General features: G+C 69.5%; 14 protein-coding genes and 1 pseudogene. 5 read left to right on the top strand and 10 right to left on the bottom strand.

All coding sequences use genetic code 11. The features are described from left to right. The first annotated feature begins 21 nt into the window (after positions 1 to 21). The 3 genes from ACP93_RS14080 (at position 22) to ACP93_RS14070 (ending at position 1,696) form a co-directional block, all read left to right on the top strand. Complete coding sequence (locus ACP93_RS14080; protein WP_048491332.1) at positions 22 to 489, top strand: metallophosphoesterase family protein; 468 nt, start codon at positions 22 to 24, stop codon at positions 487 to 489. A gap of 139 nt (positions 490 to 628) precedes the next feature. Continuing rightward, the gene (locus tag ACP93_RS14075) at positions 629 to 1,051 is read left to right on the top strand and encodes a hypothetical protein (RefSeq protein WP_048491301.1); all 423 of its coding nucleotides are present in this window, start codon (positions 629 to 631) and stop codon (positions 1,049 to 1,051) included. Between the two features lie 114 nt (positions 1,052 to 1,165). Further along, on the top strand, positions 1,166 to 1,696 hold the full coding sequence (locus ACP93_RS14070) for a hypothetical protein (RefSeq protein WP_228136049.1): 531 nt from the start codon (positions 1,166 to 1,168) through the stop codon (positions 1,694 to 1,696). 96 nt (positions 1,697 to 1,792) lie between these two features. Here ACP93_RS14070 and ACP93_RS14065 read toward each other — a convergent pair whose 3' ends face one another. The 9 genes from ACP93_RS14065 to aroE form a co-directional block, all read right to left on the bottom strand. Beyond that, entirely contained in the window at positions 1,793 to 3,364 is a 1,572-nt protein-coding gene (locus ACP93_RS14065; protein WP_048491299.1) for an SDR family NAD(P)-dependent oxidoreductase, read from the bottom strand. A gap of 233 nt (positions 3,365 to 3,597) precedes the next feature. Then, the gene (locus tag ACP93_RS14060; protein ID WP_048491298.1) at positions 3,598 to 4,164 is read right to left on the bottom strand and encodes an ankyrin repeat domain-containing protein; all 567 of its coding nucleotides are present in this window, start codon (positions 4,162 to 4,164) and stop codon (positions 3,598 to 3,600) included. A gap of 65 nt (positions 4,165 to 4,229) precedes the next feature. Then, positions 4,230 to 5,753, bottom strand: a complete 1,524-nt coding sequence (gene katB / locus ACP93_RS14055; protein WP_048491297.1) for a catalase KatB — start codon at positions 5,751 to 5,753, stop codon at positions 4,230 to 4,232. Between the two features lie 545 nt (positions 5,754 to 6,298). Next, positions 6,299 to 6,796 carry a hypothetical protein gene (locus ACP93_RS14050; RefSeq protein ID WP_228136048.1) on the bottom strand — a complete coding sequence of 166 codons (498 nt, stop codon included), beginning with the start codon at positions 6,794 to 6,796 and terminating at the stop codon, positions 6,299 to 6,301. 124 nt (positions 6,797 to 6,920) lie between these two features. Then, a complete protein-coding gene (gene dinG, locus ACP93_RS14045) occupies positions 6,921 to 9,059 on the bottom strand; it encodes an ATP-dependent DNA helicase DinG (RefSeq protein ID WP_048491295.1) in 2,139 nt (712 codons plus the stop codon). Positions 9,060 to 9,126: 67 nt separating this feature from the next. Next, positions 9,127 to 9,483, bottom strand: a complete 357-nt coding sequence (locus ACP93_RS14040; protein WP_082143479.1) for a hypothetical protein — start codon at positions 9,481 to 9,483, stop codon at positions 9,127 to 9,129. Positions 9,484 to 9,526: 43 nt separating this feature from the next. Beyond that, entirely contained in the window at positions 9,527 to 9,871 is a 345-nt protein-coding gene (locus ACP93_RS14035; protein ID WP_048491293.1) for a hypothetical protein, read from the bottom strand. A gap of 127 nt (positions 9,872 to 9,998) precedes the next feature. Further along, positions 9,999 to 10,346, bottom strand: coding sequence for a hypothetical protein (locus ACP93_RS14030; RefSeq protein ID WP_048491292.1), 348 nt, complete (start codon positions 10,344 to 10,346; stop codon positions 9,999 to 10,001). 37 nt (positions 10,347 to 10,383) lie between these two features. Further along, positions 10,384 to 11,232, bottom strand: coding sequence for a shikimate dehydrogenase (gene aroE, locus ACP93_RS14025; protein ID WP_048491291.1), 849 nt, complete (start codon positions 11,230 to 11,232; stop codon positions 10,384 to 10,386). Positions 11,233 to 11,284: 52 nt separating this feature from the next. Here aroE and ACP93_RS14020 point away from each other — a divergent pair. Next, a pseudogene (locus tag ACP93_RS14020) lies at positions 11,285 to 12,173 on the top strand (TolB-like protein). Between the two features lie 509 nt (positions 12,174 to 12,682). Here the strand turns inward: ACP93_RS14020 and ACP93_RS14015 are convergent. Beyond that, entirely contained in the window at positions 12,683 to 15,190 is a 2,508-nt protein-coding gene (locus ACP93_RS14015; protein WP_048491290.1) for a PepSY domain-containing protein, read from the bottom strand. Positions 15,191 to 15,388: 198 nt separating this feature from the next. Between ACP93_RS14015 and ACP93_RS14010 the strand changes: the two genes are divergently transcribed. Further along, the gene (locus tag ACP93_RS14010) at positions 15,389 to 16,144 is read left to right on the top strand and encodes a DNA/RNA non-specific endonuclease (protein WP_048491289.1); all 756 of its coding nucleotides are present in this window, start codon (positions 15,389 to 15,391) and stop codon (positions 16,142 to 16,144) included. Positions 16,145 to 16,211: the final 67 nt, after the last annotated feature.

The following is a 16,211-nucleotide window of genomic DNA, read 5'->3' as shown; positions in this document are numbered from 1 at the left end:
ACGCACCAGGAAGCGCCACCGATGCGTCCCGTTCGACCGCTGCATCTCGGCGTGATCGCCGACACCCATGGTCTGCTGCGCCCCGAGGCGCTGGCGGCCTTGCGCGGCTGCGCCGCGATCGTGCATGCCGGCGACATCGGCAAACCGGACGTATTGGACGCGCTGCGGGAACTGGCGCCGCTGCACGCGATCCGCGGCAACATCGATACCGCGCCATGGGCGCAGGCGCTGCCCGACACCCTGGACCTGGACATCGACGGCGTGCGTGTGCACGTGCGCCACGACCTGAAGACCCTGGCGCGCGTCGCCGACGGCGTGGACGTGGTGATCAGCGGCCACTCGCACATGCCGTCGCTGCAGACCCGCGACGGCGTGCTCTACCTCAATCCCGGCAGCGCCGGGCCGCGCCGCTTCCGCCTGCCGATCAGCCTCGGCCATCTGTATCTGACGCCGACCGGTCCGCGCGGCGAATTGCAGACCCTGGGCTAGCGCAGGCGCCCGGTTTCCCCTGCTTGCGGCAGGCAGGCGACGAACGCGTGCGATCTTCGCTACAGTGGCCGCGGGGAGGCGTGCGGCCAGCGGAAGGCGTGGCGACGCCAGGATGCGACGATGCGAAGGGGGAGCAAGCATGCGCAAGGGATGGAACGTGTTCGGCAAGGTCGGCCTCGGCCGCATGACCAAGGACGAGTACCCGGCCAATCTCAACGGCCTGAACATGTTCTTCGGCGCCGTCCTGGGCCTGGTGCTCACCGGCACCGAACGCCTCAATGTCTGGCAGTTCGGCGTGGTCCTGGGGATGCTCGCCAGCCTGGTTACCTCGATCCTGTTCATTTCCAGCAGCCGGCACCGGCTGGCCTACGCGATCTACACGCTGCTGATGGCGCTGGCGCTGCCGAAGATGATCGACGTGATGCTCAAGGGCCACGACCTGCTGCCGGACAAGGTGCAGCCGACGCTGATCGTGTGGACGATGATGACCATCCTGGTGGAGTTCTGGGGCCGCGAACGCGACCAAGGCGAGGCGACGGCCACCTCCGATCCATCGCGTTGAGCGGCGTCGGGCAAGCCTCGAGCGCATCGTCCGATCTTTCCGCTCCGGATGCGCCTTTTACGAACCAACCATGTCGAACCGGCTGCCGGCCGATCGCATCGGATGCCATGTGCCATGAAAGCATGTAGACCCTGGGCCGTTGCGCTTGCGTTGTGTCTGCTGACGAGCGCCTGCGCCACCATCACCGCGCCGCTCTACTCGTATCGGCCACGCCCCGTCCTGGCCCACCCTAGCGATGCCAGCTTCGACTTTCAAGGCAGCTGGGAAGGCGTGCTCGACGGCTTCGACGCGCCGCACTACGTGGATAGCGCAGGCTTTCCCATGCATTTTCGCTTCGTGGTTTCGCGCTGGCACGTGCGCGTCTACAACCTGGTCAGTGGCGCGTGGCAGGAAATGAAGCCGGGCCAGTTCCGCATGCGCAATTCCGGCCCGCATGCGCTCATTTACAGCACCACCTCGGGTCGCGATGAGGATGGCGTCTGGGTCGAGTCGTCGTCGTTCACGCTCGCGCGGACCTCCAGCGACGAGATGATCGTCTACTGGCAGCGCACGGTGAACAATCTCGACGTTCCCCCGACCGATCAGTGGCATCAATTCGCCTGGGGCTACAGCGGCACCATGAAGCGTGCGGCCGCCGGCGACTGACATCCGAAAGCACGACAACGCCGCCGGCATGGCCGCGGCGATCGTCGGAACATGGACGCGGGCGCGCGGGCGCAGCCCGCCCACGCGCGCCGTCTCTCACCAATCCGTCGGCGCGTAGTCCTTGAGGAACTGGCCCCACACGTGCTCGCCGGTGTTGAAGCCGTGGATGATCGGATCGACGATACGCGCGGCGCCGTCGACGATGTCCAGCGGCGGATGGAAGCGCTCTTCCTCCACCTTGCGCGCGGCGATCTCGGCCGGATCCTCGTCGGTGACCCAACCGGTATCCACGCTGTTCATGTGGATGCCGTCGTTCTGGTAATCCGCCGCCGAGGTGCGGGTCATCATGTTCAACGCGGCCTTGGCCATGTTGGTGTGCGGATGCCGGGTGGTCTTGAAGTTGCGGTAGAACTGCCCCTCCATCGCCGACACGTTGACGATGTGCTTGTCGCGCTCGGGCGTGCGCAGCATCAGCGGCTTGAGCCGCGCGTTGAGCACGAACGGCGCGACCGCGTTGACCAGTTGCGTCTCCAGCAGTTCCACCGAGGACACTTCGTCCAGCAGCAGGCGCCAGGAGTTGCGCCCGCGCAGGTCCACCTGCTGCAGGTCCTGGTCCAGGCGCCCTTCCGGGAACAGGTGCTGCTGGGCGAGCAGGTCGTCGGCCAGCAGCGGCACCTGCGACAGCTCCGCGGCGCGCAGCAGGCCGTCGGCACCGCTGCGCGCCTGGCCCGCCCCGGCCGGCAGCGTATTGCCCCCGGCCGGCAGCAGGTCGGGACCGCGCAGGCCTTCGTACTGGCCCACCAGCCGGCGCACGTGCTCGGGCAGGTCGTGCAGCGCGGCGGTCTCGCCGGCCAGCATGTGCGCGTAGAACTGCGGCGGCCGGCGCACGGTCTGGCAGGCGTTGTTGACGATGAAATCCAGGCGTGTGCGGGTCGCCAGCAGTTCGCTGCAGAACGCCTCGACGCTGGGCGTGTGGCGCAGGTCCAGCCCGTACACCTGCAGGCGGTGGCCCCACTCGGCGAAATCCGGCTCCTCCGCGTAGCGCGCTGCCGAGTCGCGCGGGAAACGCGTGGTCACGATCAGCTCGGCACCGGCGCGCAGCAGCTTGAGTCCGGCCTGGTAGCCGATCTTGACCCGGCCGCCGGTGAGCAGCGCCACGCGCCCGCGCAGGTCCGCGGTCTCGGTGCGCTTGAAGTAGTTCAACTCGGCGCAGGGCGGGCACATCTGGTCGTAGAAGTGGTGCAGCTCGGTGTACTTCTGCTTGCACACGTAGCAGTGGCGCAGTTCGGGCGAGTGCGTCGCGGGCGTCTCGGCCACGGTTTGCGCATGCGCCAACGCGGCCGGCGTGTGCGGCGGGAAATAGTTCGGCGTGCTGAACACCGGCTTGCGCCGCAGCGCGCGGATGCCGGTCTGCGCCAGCAGTTCCTCGGCCTTGCGCACCTTCTCCTGGTGGCGCTCGCGCGCCTGCTCCTTGAGCAGCTTGCGCCGCGCCTTGGGCTCGGGGTTGAAGACCTGGGCGACCACCTGCAGCAGGCGCACCCGCTCGGACTCGGGCAGGGTATCGAGCACGCGCCGGTCGGCGGCGATGCTCTCGAGCAGGTCCAGGGCGATGCGCAGGCGCTCGGCCTGGGGCAGGTCGTCGGGCGAAACGGGGGCAGTGGCGTTCAAGACAGATCCGGGATGGGCGACGGCGAGCCGCGGCAGAGCGCCGGCACGATGCCGACAGGGCAGCACGCGGCCCGGATGCGCCACCGCCCGCCGAAGCGGGAACGGCGGCGGCACGGGCCGCGGCAGGCCGGAGGAACCGGCCATCCGCGCATTTTCGCCGATCCGGGGCCTGCGATCCACGCGCCGTGCGATGGCCGGACCCGGCACCCGTCCCGGAGGCGGGCCGGGACCACTCAGCGCACTGGTGCCGTCGCGAACTCGCCGCGCTGCAGCTTAGCCACGTCGTTGCCTTGCGCATCCTTGGCCTGCAGGTCGGCGCCCTTGGCGGCGAGTTCCTTCAGCACCTCGGTGCGCTGGAACAGCGCCGCGTACATCGCCGCGGTCTGCCCGGCGTTGTTGCGCTGGTCCGGCGCGCAATCGGCCTGCATCAGCCGCTTGGCGATGCTCAATTCTCCCTTGAAGATCGCACCCATCAGCGCGGTGTTGCCGCGCTTGTCCTGCGCGCAGGGGTCGGCCCCGGCGCGCAGCAACTGCTCCACCGCTGCCTGCTGGCCGTGGTAGGCGGCCAGGATCAGCGCGGTGTAGCCCTTGTCGTCGCGGGTATCGAGGTCGTAATGGGCGCGGATGAACTCGGCCAGCATGTCCTGGCGGCCCTGCCGCGCGGCATCGAAGAAATAGCTGCGCAATTGCGCCTGCACCGCGGCCGGATCGGGCGCCGCAGGCGCGGCCGGTGCGGCCGGTGCGGCGGCGGCCGTAGCGCTCACGGCGAGGCCGAGAACAAAAAGGACAACACGACGCATGGGGGGTCTCCGCAAGAAAGGTGCGCGGCGCGGCGCTACCGCCGCCGGGCCGCGCGTGGGACGGCTCAATCCTGCAGCTGCGCGGCCAGTTGCTTGACCCGCGCCAGGTCGCCCTTGGCCACCCGCGCCACGCCGCTGCCGTAGGCCGGGTCGGCCTTGTACAGGAACGAGAGCATGAGGTGCTTGCTCTCGTCGTCGGTGCCGGCCAACGATTCGCCGAAGCTCTGGATCAGGTCCTGCTGCTCCTTCTTGCTGTAACTACGGAACAGTTCGCCGGCCTGCTTGAAGTTCTGTTCGCGGGTGATCTTGGCCTGCTGGGTGGTGCCGGACAGCGGCAGCTGGCTGTAGCGCGCGTTCGGATCCTGCGGCCGCGGGCTGAGCCGGCTCGGCTCGTAGTTCACGCCGCTGCTGGTGCTGCCGGCATTCATCGCACCGTCCTGGTTGCCGTTGTTCACCGCCACGCGCGGCCGGTTCACCGGCAGGCTCAGGCCGTTGGTGCCGACGCGGTACAGCTGGGTGTCGGCGTAGGAAAAGATGCGCCCCTGCAGCAGGCGGTCTTCCGACGGTTCGATGCCCGGTACCAGGTTGGCCGGCGCCATCGCCACCCCTTCGGTTTCCTGGAAGAAGTTGTCCACGTTCTTGTTCAGCACCATCTGCCCGATCTTGCGCTCCGGCACGCCCGGCCAGATCTTGGTGGCATCCAGCGGATCGAAGTCGAACTTGGCCAGGTCCTCGGGCGCGAGCACCTGGATGTACAGGTCCCACTTCGGGTAGTCGCCGCGCTTGATCGCGCCGACCAGGTCGTTGGTCAGGTGGCTGTAGTCCTTGCCCTGCACCGCCACCACCTGCTGCGGATCCAGGTTCTTGAGGCCCTGCAGGCTCTTCCAGTGGAACTTCACGTAGTGCACCTGGCCCTGCGCGTTGACCAGCTTGTAGGCATGCACGCCATTGCCGTCCATGAAGCGGTAGCCGGCCGGCGTGCCTTCGTTGGAGTACAGCAGGGTGAGGGTGCGGGTGGCCTCGGGCACGTGCGAGAAGAAATCGAAGCGGCGCGCATCGTCGTCGAGGTTGGTGCGCGGGTCCGGCTTGAACGCATGCACCATGTCCGGGAACTTGATCGCATCGCGGATAAAGAAGGTCGGGAAGTTGTTGCCGACCAGGTCCCAGTTGCCTTCGCTGGTGTAGAACTTGGTGGCAAAGCCGTGCGGATCGCGCAGCGTTTCCGGCGAATGGTTGCCGTGCACCACCGAGGAGAAGCGCACGAACACCGGCGTGGTCGTGCCCGGCGCGAACACCTTGGCCTTGCTCAAGTCGGAGATGTCGGCAGTGGCGGTGAACTCGCCATGTACGCCGGTGCCGCGCGCGTGCACCACGCGCTCGGGGATGCGCTCGCGGTCGAAGCGCTGCAGCTTCTGGATCAGTTGCACGTCCTGCAGCAGGGTCGGGCCGTTGGGCCCGGCGGTCTGCGAGTTCTGGTTGTCGCCCACCGGCGCGCCGTTGTCGCGAGTGAGCGTGGACTGCGCGGCGCTGGCCGACAGGATCAGGGAGGGCGACAACAGGGCAAGCAACAACAAGGATCCAGGGCGCATGGCGTCGGCTCGTGTGAAGGGAGCTGCAGCATGGCGGCAGTGCCGCGCGCAGAACATTCGTTCCTTGCAATCGATGCCATCGACGCAACCAATCGTGCGTACGCACTGTGACCGGGAACATTGGGGGAGCGCGCAATGCGTTGCAGCTGAAGTGCCGGCGCAGCGTCAATCGACGATCGGAGCGGCGCAGATGGCCGCAAAATGTAGACGCGCGCCTGGTTATCGGCGGTAGCGGTGCGTGTTGGAATGCGCGGGCAGCGACAGCCGAGCGCCGCACGCATCGGAAGAGGCGCGCCGAAAAAGCGAAGAGGCAAGGTTGCAGCTTCTGCATGCGCAACGCGTCCGCCGATTGCAATGCCACACCGCAACGCCGCGGCAAGGGACGTTGCCGACCACGCACCGCATGCATCAGGACGCGGCCGACGCTTCGGCACACGATCGAAGTGGCGGCACCTGCGAAGCGCGCCATCCTTGGGCAAGCGCGTCGTGCGCGAGAAGGCCGGTGGAGCAGACAGCCCTCCCGGGCTTTGCCGCGATGAGGGACGCTAGCGCTTCGCGCTCAGCGCGCGGCTGCGATCGGCGAACAGCGTCTGATCGGCGTGACTGTAGGCCTCGCGCTGCACGGCCGCGTCGATGCCGCGCTGGAAGTCGGCGCGGAATCCCGGCTCGGTGATGCGCTGGGCGATCAGGAACACTGCGTGTGCCGTGTCGGCGCCGACCGCCTGCGCATCGGGAAAGCCCTGGCGCCGGATCAGATCGGTCAGGCGCTCCTGGCTTTGCTTCTGTGCCATCCGCACCTCGCGTGCGTACGCGCGCAGCGAGACGGTGTCGTGCTGCAGCCGCTGCGGCGAGTAGTCACGCTTGAGGTCGGCGCGGGCCTGCGCGTCGTCGCTGATCAATTGCAACAGTTGCGTGCGATATGCCGGATTGGCCGGCGCTGCCGCAGCAGCGTCTTCTGTCGGTGCACCGGTCGGCTGCGCCGCGGCGATGCCGGTCAGCACGCACAACGCCGCTCCGAACGCCCAACGTGTGGCGATTCGCATGATGATGTTCCCCCTGTCGCCCGCGATACTAGACCAGCGCGAACGGCCTGTCCGCGCTCATCCGGGTTCGCGGCCATGCGATACCAGCTTGGTGCACGGCGTCACATCGTCATTCCAACAGGCGTCACATCTGCTGGCCGATCACCCGCTTGAACGGCGGCAACGCATCGATGATGCGCTTGCCGTAGCGCTTGGTCAGCAGTCGCGAGTCGAGAATGATCACCCGGCCGTGGTCGTCGCCGGTGCGGATCAGGCGGCCGGCGAACTGGGTCAGGGTGCGCAGCGCGTGCGGCACTGCGATCAGGTTGAAGGCGTTGAGGCCGCGGCTCTCGAACCATTCGCCGAGCGTGGCGGTCTGCGGATCGGTCGGCACGGCGAACGGCACCTGGGTGATGACCACCGTGGTGCAGGCCTCACCGGGCAGGTCCAGGCCCTCGCCGAAGGAGTTGAGGCCGAACAGCACCGAGCCTTCGCCGGCGGCGATGCGGCGCATGTGCTCGCCGATCATCTGCGACTTGGAACCGTCGCCCTGCACCAGCACGCGGTTGCGCTGCGCGATCGGCAGCAGGTCGGCCACCTTGAGCATCTTCCAGCGCGAGGTGAACAGCACGATCGAGCCCTTGCCCCATTCCAGTTCGCGCACCAGGTAGCGCGCCACTTCGCGCGGATGGCCCTCGCGGTCGTCCGGCGCCACCGGGAACGCCGGCACGATCAGCTCGGCCTGGTTGGGCAGGTCGAACGGCGAGGACAGCGACACCATCTCGGCATGCGCGGGCAGGCCGTTGTCGATCGCCAGCGCCTGGAAATCGCCGCCGCCGGTGAGCGTGGCCGAGGTCAGCACCGCCGCGTCCACTTCGCTCCACAGCAGCGAGCGCAGCACCTGCGCGGCCGACACCGGCGAGCAATGGCAGATCAGATCGGCATCGCGCGAGGCGGTGATCCAGCGCGCCATCGGCGGCTGCCCGTCCTGGTCCTCGCGGCGCCAGCCCAGCCACAGCGCGTACTGCTGCTCGACCATCTCCAGGGCCATGCCCAGGTTGCGCTGCAGGCGCTCCTTGGCCGCATCCTCCTGCTTGGACTTGGCCGCCATCTGGTGCGCGGCCTGCACCCAGTTCAGCAGCGCGCCGGTGTCCTGCGCCTGCGCGTCGATCAGCGGCTTCCAGTCCTCGGGCAGGCGGCCGTTGGGCGCGCGCCACATCGGCTCGTCCTGGCCCGGCTCCGGCACCCACACCCGTTCGATCTCGGCGCGGAACGCCTTCAGGCCCTTGGTCACCTGCGCGGCCAGTTCGACCGCCTCGTTGGGCAGCTGATTGCCGATGCGGTCCTTGTCGGCGAGCCGGTAGGCGGCGCCGACCAGGGCCTGCAGGCGGCCGGTGCGCCGCGCCATCTCGTCCAGCGGCAGGTTCGCCGCGCCCTGGTCGATGGCGACGCCGGCGATGTGGTGGCCCTCGTCGAGCACCAGCAGCATGTCCGATGGCGGCGCGATCAGCGGCTGGCCGTTGTCGCTGTCGCCCAGCGACAGCGCCGAAAGCAGCAGCGCGTGATTGGTGACCACGATCTGCGCATCGCGCACCTCGCTGCGCGCCTTCAGCACCGGGCACTGCACCGCGAACGAACAGCGGCGCCCGGCGCAACCGGCGGCATTGGTGGTGATGCGCGCGCGCAGCGATGGCGGCACCGGTTCCGGCGCCGCATCCAGGTCGCCGTTCCAGGTCCTGTCGGCGTAAGCCTTGGCCAGCGCCCGCGCCTGCTCGGCCTCGGCCGGACTCAGCGGACGGTCGTACAACGGCGCCTCGTCCTCGAACATGCTGTCCTGCGCGGCCTCGCCGTGCAGCTCGGCGACGTTGCGCGTGCACAGGTAACGGGTGCGGCCCTTGGCCAGCGCCACCGTGGCCTCCAGCCCGGTGGCCTTGAGGAAGGCCGGGATGTCGCGCTCGACCAGCTGCGACTGCAGCGCCACCGTGCCGGTGCTGATCACCAGCTTCTTCTTGCTGGCCAGGGCGATCGGCACGCCGGCGGTCAGATAGCCCAGGCTCTTGCCGACGCCGGTGGGCGCCTCGGCCACGCCCACGCCGCCGGAGGTGCCCAGCGCGCGCGAGACCACGCCGATCATCTGGCTCTGCGCGCGGCGCACGCGAAAGCCCGGCGTGTTGGCCTGCAGCTTGGTGTAGGCATCGCGGATCGCCAGCTTGACCGGTTCGGTGAGCTGGCGCGGGGGCGAGCCGGACGCGGGCGGCGTCGACGGCGAAGGGGAATCGGTCATCCCCGCATTTTCTCACGTCCCGTCGCAAGGACTGAAACGCGAGAACTGAACGGCGTTGCGCGCCGCGTTACGGCAGCGGCGGCGCGGCCTTGCGCGGTAGCGCCAGCCACAGCGCGCGCAGCAGCAGCCCCAGCCCGACCACGTACAGCGCATCGTCCAGCAGACGCACCAGCGCATAGGCATCCGGATGCAGGGCGCGGAACCGGGGCGTCATCAGGTCCACCCAGCCCAGCACCGCGTTCAACAGCCGCGGCACGATCGCGCCCATTAGCAACACCGTCAGTCCGAACCGTGCCAGGGTGCGGGCGTGGCCCGGTGCCAGCCGTGGGAGCAGCAGCAAGGCGATCAGTGGCAGCAGCAGGCGCGCCAGCAGGCCGAGCGTGCCGGTCAACGCGCTCATGTCCAGTAGCGGGTGCACTCCCATCGCCAACATCCTCTCCTCCCCGGACGACGCACGTCCTTGTTCTTCAGTGCGACGGCGCGCCCCGCGCCGGCAGAGCGAACCACAACGCCAGCACCAGCAACAGCGCGCCCACCGCCGACAGCAACGCGACGATCGCCTGCGACACGACGATCCACAGGTTGGACTCGGTCGCGTCGGCGGCACGCGACATCAGCCACGCCGGCAACAACGACAGGCCCGTCGCCAGTACCACCACCAGCACCAGCAACCCCAATCCCCACAGGGCCAGCGTGCGCGGCCGGCCAGGGCGGCGCGTGGCCAGCAATCCCAACCCGACCGCATACATCACCAGGACCGGCAACTGGAACAGCGCGGCGGCCAACAGCTGGGTCACGAAGACAGCGTCCACGCCGCTCCTCCTCTTGATGGGCAGCGAAAGAGGCGGTCGGCACAGCCCGGAACCGCGCCGTGCGCGCGGCCCTGGCGTAACGGCAATCCTCGCAGCACGATCTCCCTGGACGCGGGTCGCCGCGACGTCATCCGTGCGGTTTTGCCACGCGCGGCGGCATGGCGAAGCGCAGCGCCATCACCACCAGCAGCATGCCCACCGCGACGATCAACCCGACGACGAAGCTCACGATGCCAAGCATGCTCGAGATCGAAGCGTAACTATGGCCTTGGGAAACCAACCACATCGGCACGAACGACAACGCCGTTCCCAGGCCCAAGGCAAACAGCAGCAGCGCCAGCCCGCAGATGCCCAGGGTGCGCGCACGGCCAGGATGGCGCGTGAACAGCAGCGCCAGCCCGACCACATAGACCAGCGCGAGCGGCAACTGCGTGAGCAGTCGCGTCAGCACTTGCAGCATCAACGAATCGTCCATGTCTCTGTACCCTGGTAGATGGTGGGAGCGACGTCTTTCAGTCGGCGCTGACCAGCACTGCGTCGCGCTCGCGCAGCGCGGCATAGACCGGATCGGTGTCCGGACGCACGCCATGCCACGTCTCGAAACTCTCGGCGGCCTGTTCCACCAGCATGCCCAGGCCATCCACGGTGTCGCGGCAGTGCGCCGCACGCGCCCAGGCCAGGAACGCGATCGCGACCTCGCCGTAATTCAGGTCCACGGCCAAGGTCATGCTGTTGATCAGCGACAGCGGCAGGGTGAAGCTGGCGGCCGGGTCGCGGCCGATGGTGGTGGCGTTGACGATCAGTTCGAAATCGCCCAACTCGCGCAGGTCTTCCCAGTAGCGCGAGATCGCCCGCGCCGGCTCGCCCAGCGCATCGACCAGCGCATCGGCGCGTTCCGGCGCCCGGTTGACCACCACCAATTGCTGCACGCCGGCCTCCAGCAGCGCCGGCGCCACGCCCCGCGCAGCGCCGCCGGCGCCCAGCAGCAGCGCGCGGCGGCCGCGCAGGTCCAGGCCGTTGCGGCCGGTCAGGTCGCGCACCAGGCCGGCACCGTCGGTGTTGTCGCCGTGCCACTGGCCGTCGCGGAAGCTGAGGGTGTTGACCGCACCGGCCGACTGCGCGCGGGCGCTGTGCACCACGCTGAGGGCGAACGCGGCTTCCTTCAGCGGCAGGGTCACGTTGGCACCGACGCCACCGGCCGCGGCGAAGGCGGCCAGCGCCGCGGCGAACCCCTCGGCCTGGACGTCGATCGCCTCGTACTGCAGGGCGATGCCGGTCTGCTTGGCGAAGGCGGCGTGGATGCGCGGCGACAGCGAATGGGCGACGGGATGGCCGAACACGGCAAAACGGGAGTTGGGCATGGAGCGCTCGTTGGTTGTTTTAGACTGGCGGCGACATTCCATGGACTCCCACATGCGGACCCCTGTCCTGCCGCTCGCGCTGGCCGCGAGTTTACTCTGCGCGCCGTGTGCGTTCGCGCTTTCCGAGTTCGGCATCGAGGGCATGGGCGTGGTCTCGACCGCCGCGGACGAGACCCGCGCCAGCGTCGCGCCCGACGGCCAGCGCATCGTCTGGGCCAGTCCCGACCGCGCCGGCGGGCCGGGTGGCGGCGACCTGTGGCAGGCGGTGCTGCGCGACGGCCGCTGGCGCGACCCGCAACCGCTGCGGGCACCTGTGAACTCGCCGAGCCTGGACAGCGACCCGTTCTTCAGCGCCGACGGCCGCTGGCTGTACTTCGCCTCCGATCGCCCCGGCGGCCACGGCGGCAGCGACCTGTACCGCGCCGGTACTGGCCGACGGCGGCTACGGCGCGCCACAGAACCTGGGCGCGGCGGTGAATTCGCCAGGCAACGAGCGCGCGCCAGCCCTGTCGCTGGACGGCACCCGGCTGCTGTTCGCCAGCGACGGCCATGGCGGCGCCGGCGGCCTGGACCTGTTCGTGGCGCGGCTGCAGGGCCAGACGTTCGCGGCACCGCAGGCGCTGGCCGCGGTCAACAGCGCCGACGACGAGACCGATGCGGCGTGGCTGGGCGACGGCCGCGCGCTGCTGTTCGCGCGTGCCCATGGCGGCACGAGCAGCCAGGTGCTGCTGGCGCAGTGCGCCGGCGGCCGCTACGCGGATCCGCAGCCGCTGGCCCTGTCGTTCAACAACAGCGACGGCCACACCGCCGGCGCCGTGCTGGATGCGTCCAAACCCGGCGAACTGCTGCTGTCCGGCAGCGCCCGCGCGCCGAAGGCCGGCAAGCGCGACCTGTACCGGATCAAGGCGCCGGTGGCGACGGGCAGCGGCGATTGCCTGTAAGCGATTCGGCGGCGACGCGAAGCACAGTGGCAGTCGCGCAGGGTTGCCGAGGCATGCGGTTGCATGAGCAGGCACGCCATCCTGCAACCGCGACCGGGCGTTTTCGAGAGACCGGCTGCTGGCATGCCGGCACACCCGGCAAACGGACCTCAGAAGACCGCTGTGGGAGGGACTTCAGTCCCGACGCGCGGCACCTGGACGCACCGCCTGTTCGCCTGTCGCGACCCAAGCTCTCCTTCCAGTAGCTTGCTCTACAGCAGTTCAGTGAGACGTGTCGTCGTGCAGGAGCACGTTTCGCCCTTCTTGCAGGAACAGCCGCGACGTGCCTTGCCGGGTACCGGTCGCGGCTGAAGCCGCTCCTACGAAGCACAGCGCATCCGGTTGATCCATGGCCGACGCAGAACGGCTGGAGGCGCCCTGAAGTCACATCTGCGGCCGGCACATGACGTGCAGCGGCGATCGACGCAAGCATGCGGGGCAGCTGATCTCGCCGCTATCCGCGCATCGCCTCAATACACGTCACGCCGATAGCGCCCCTCGGCGCTGAGCGCATCCAGCGCGTCCTCGCCGAGGATCTCGCGCAATGCCGCGTCCACGCCGCGCGCCATGCCCGCGAGGCTGCCACAGACGTACACGGTGGCGCCGCGCGCCACCCAGTCGCGGACCGCGTCGGCGGACTCGCGCAGCCCGTCCTGCACGTATCGCTTGTGCGCCTGGTCGCGCGAGAACAGCAGATCCAGGCGCTGCAGATGGCCGTCGGCCTGCCACGCCTGCAGTTCGTCGCCGAACAGCGCATCGTGCGCGGCGTTGCGTTCGCCGAACAGCAGCCAGTGCCCCTGCGCGCCGGCCTGCTCGGCCTCGCGCAGCAGGCTGCGCAGGCCGGCGATGCCGGTGCCGTTGCCGATCAGCAGCATCGGCGCATCGCCATGCCGGCGGAATCCGGGGTTGGCCCGCACCTGCGCGCGCAGCACCGCACCCAGCGGCGCGTGCCGGCACAGCCAGCCGGCGCCCAGGCCGGGACTGCCGTCGTCGCGCAGGGTCAGGCGCACCACCAGCTGCAGCAGGCCGTCGGCCGGCACCGAGGCGATCGAGTATTCGCGCAGCGGCAGGTTCGGCAGCGCATCCACCCAGGCCTGCAGGTCGTCGCCTGGCGTCGGCGGCGTCAGCGCGCGTGACGCCAGCGCCTGCCACAAGGGTTGCCGCAGGCCATCGGCCTGCACCGTCTGCTCGGCGTCCAGCGCCTGCGCGGCGAGCCAGGCGTGGACCGTCTCGTCGGCGTGGCAGGGCTGCACTTCCAGGATGTCGCCGGCATGCCAGTGCGCCTGCGGTGGCGGCGCCAGGTCGATGCGCCACACCGGCGCGCCGGCGCTGCCGGGATTGAGCAGGATGCGGCCGGCCAGGCGCCAGTCCAGCGGTTCCGGCGCCTGCAACACCGGCGCCGACGCCGCCACGCCGGTGAGCGCGGACAGTTGCCATTGCCACTGCGCCAGCGCCTGCGGATCGGCGTTGTCCACTTCCAGCGGCGGGAACATGGCCTGCGCGCCCTGCGCGTCCAGCCAGTGCTGCAGTTCCCGCGAGAAGCCGCAGTACTGCGGATACTGGCGATCGCCCAGGCCGAGCAGCGCGTAGCGCAGCTCCGGCAGGGCCTGCGCCTGGCGCAGCACGCGCCGGACGAAGCCGCGCGCCGCATCCGGCGGTTCGCCATCGCCGAAGGTGCTGACCACGAACAGCACACGCTGGGCGCCGCGCAGGTGCGCCAGATCCAGTTGCGCCAGCGGGCGCACCTCCACCGCCAGCCCGGCCGCCTGCAATTGCGCGGCGGTCTGCCAGGCCAGGCGCTCGGCCAAGCCGCTCTGGCTGGCGAAGCCCAACAGCCAGGCGCCAGCGGCATCGCCGACCAATCCCGGCAGCGCACGCCGCGCGGCGCGCAAGGCGCGCTTCTTGCGCCGGCGATCCAGGTACAGCATCCAGCCGGTGACGAAGAACAACGACATGCACAGGCTCGCCAGCAGCATCGCCACGCGCCCGGGCAGCCCGAAGAAGCTGCCGCTGTGCAGCGCGAACATGCTGGTCAGCAGGCGCCGGCCCAACGGCTGCGCGCGGTAGTCGAGGCGGCGCAGGATGCGGCCGCTGGCCGGATCGACCTCCACGCTGTCGTAGGCGCGGTCGTGCGCCGGGTCGGGCGGCAGGTAGCGGGCCACGATCGGCTGGCCGCTGCGGCCGGGCAGGCGCAGGTCCAGGTAGGCGCGCTGCGCGGCCGGCACGGTCGCCAGGGCCGCCTGCAGCCGTGCGTAGTCCACTGCCGGTGGCTTGCCGCCGCGCCCGCCCTCCTTCTCCTTGGGCGTGGCATCGCCGCCGAGCACCGCCACCAGCCCCTGCCGGTACCAGTCGTAGGACCAGTACAACCCGGTCGCGGCGATCAGCAGGTACACCAGCAGACACCAGGTGCCGATCACCGAATGCAGGCTCCACAGGAAGCTGCGTCCCTGCCGGTTCCACTCCACCGCCCACCAGGCGCGCCAGCTCCACCAGCGCCGCGGCCAGCGCAGGTAGAGCCCGGACAGACAGAAGAAGATCAGCACGAAGGCGCAAACGCCGGTGACCGCCTTGCCACGCTCGCCCGCGGCCAGGCGCCGGTGCAGGTCTTCGACGAAGGAGAAGAACCCGTCCAGCCGCGGTGCCGGCAATACCGCACCGGTGTAGGGGTCGAAGTACAGGCGGCCGCCGTCGCGGCCGGGCAGGCGCACCACGGACGGCCGTGTGCCGGTGGGATCGATCAGCAACCGGTTGCTGCGATGCGCGCCGTCCAGGTCCAGGCGCCGCGCCAGCTCGGCCAGCGACAGCGGCTGCTCGCCGGCGGTATGGCGCGCGGCGATGGCCGCCAGCGGCGGATTGGCCAGGCGCACGATCTCGTCCTCGAAGGCGAGCGTGGCCCCGCTCAGCCCCATCACCGACAGCACCAGCCCGGCGCTGATGCCGAGCAGCCAGTGCAACTGGAACAACAAGGACTTGATCACGGTGGAGACGCAGGACGGGGCGGTCGCGCATTGTAAATGAGAACGCTTATCGCATGCGATTGATTGGCCGCCGCGCGGCGTCTACCACCAAGCGTGACCAACAGCGCAGTTGCCATTTGCGACACATCCAGCGGTCACCGGACGGACATCGAATCTCGCCAGTTTCTTCACCTCCCCTGACCAGCCGAGGTTCCTGCAATGTCCGTCTCCCTGCGCGGTTGTCTTGCCCTGCTTGCGCTGTTCGCCGCCCAGGCGGCAAGCGCCGCCACCAGCTGTCCCACGCTCTACGCCGGCGGCAAGGCGCCGACGCTCGACGCGTCGATCACCAGCCGCACCACCGAGGTCTGCCATACCGAATACGTGCTGATGGCCTCCGGCGTGACCAAGGGTCCGCTGTACTCGGCCGAGCACATCACCGACCAGCAGGTCGCCGGCGCCGAATCGATCGGCCGCGTCGGCTCCTTCCACGACGAGACCGGCATCCCGGCCGCCGACCGCTCGCATACCTCGGACTACACCAACTCCGGCTTCGACCGCGGCCACATGACCCCGGCCGGCGACGCCTCGACCACCAGCTCGGAGAAGGAAACCTTCTCGATGGCCAACGTGGTCCCACAGGACCACAAGCTCAACACCGGCGAGTGGGCGCGAATCGAGGAGCAGGTGCGCCAGCTGGCCAAGCAGCGCGGCGAGGTCTACGTGGTCACCGGCCCGGCCTTCGACAGCGGCACGCGCAGCAGCATCGGCGCCGACAACGTGCAGATCCCGAACTACGTGTGGAAGGCGGTGTACGAGCCGGGCAACGGCGCGGCCGCTTACATGTGCGTCAACGACAGCACCATCAACTGCGACGTGGTGTCGATCAACGACGTCATCACCATGTCCGGCGTGGATCCGTTCCCGGCGATCAGCGCCAGCATGAAGGCCAATCCGATCGCGCTGACGCTGCCGTAAGCGGGGATTGGGGGTTCGGGATTTGGGATTCGTAGAAGCGTCCTGACTCCCTGCCCGGATTGGGGGC

Origin of the sequence: Xanthomonas sp. NCPPB 1128, from assembly GCF_001043115.1 — a bacterium.
In the GTDB taxonomy this organism is placed as follows: Bacteria; Pseudomonadota; Gammaproteobacteria; order Xanthomonadales; family Xanthomonadaceae; genus Xanthomonas_A.
The sequence above is the reverse complement of the archived record's forward strand: the minus strand, read 5'-3'. Positions and strand labels throughout refer to the sequence as shown.

Bases quoted from the DNA above. Each gene is read 5' to 3' on its own strand.
- ACP93_RS14080 (WP_048491332.1), top strand. From the start codon at position 22: ATGCGTCCCGTTCGACCGCTGCATCTCGGCGTGATCGCCGACACCCAT.
- ACP93_RS14075 (WP_048491301.1), top strand. From the start codon at position 629: ATGCGCAAGGGATGGAACGTGTTCGGCAAGGTCGGCCTCGGCCGCATG.
- ACP93_RS14070 (WP_228136049.1), top strand. From the start codon at position 1,166: ATGAAAGCATGTAGACCCTGGGCCGTTGCGCTTGCGTTGTGTCTGCTG.
- ACP93_RS14060 (WP_048491298.1), bottom strand. From the start codon at position 4,164: ATGCGTCGTGTTGTCCTTTTTGTTCTCGGCCTCGCCGTGAGCGCTACG.
- katB (WP_048491297.1), bottom strand. From the start codon at position 5,753: ATGCGCCCTGGATCCTTGTTGTTGCTTGCCCTGTTGTCGCCCTCCCTG.
- ACP93_RS14050 (WP_228136048.1), bottom strand. From the start codon at position 6,796: ATGCGAATCGCCACACGTTGGGCGTTCGGAGCGGCGTTGTGCGTGCTG.
- dinG (WP_048491295.1), bottom strand. From the start codon at position 9,059: ATGACCGATTCCCCTTCGCCGTCGACGCCGCCCGCGTCCGGCTCGCCC.
- ACP93_RS14040 (WP_082143479.1), bottom strand. From the start codon at position 9,483: ATGGGAGTGCACCCGCTACTGGACATGAGCGCGTTGACCGGCACGCTC.
- ACP93_RS14030 (WP_048491292.1), bottom strand. From the start codon at position 10,346: ATGGACGATTCGTTGATGCTGCAAGTGCTGACGCGACTGCTCACGCAG.
- aroE (WP_048491291.1), bottom strand. From the start codon at position 11,232: ATGCCCAACTCCCGTTTTGCCGTGTTCGGCCATCCCGTCGCCCATTCG.
- ACP93_RS14010 (WP_048491289.1), top strand. From the start codon at position 15,389: ATGTCCGTCTCCCTGCGCGGTTGTCTTGCCCTGCTTGCGCTGTTCGCC.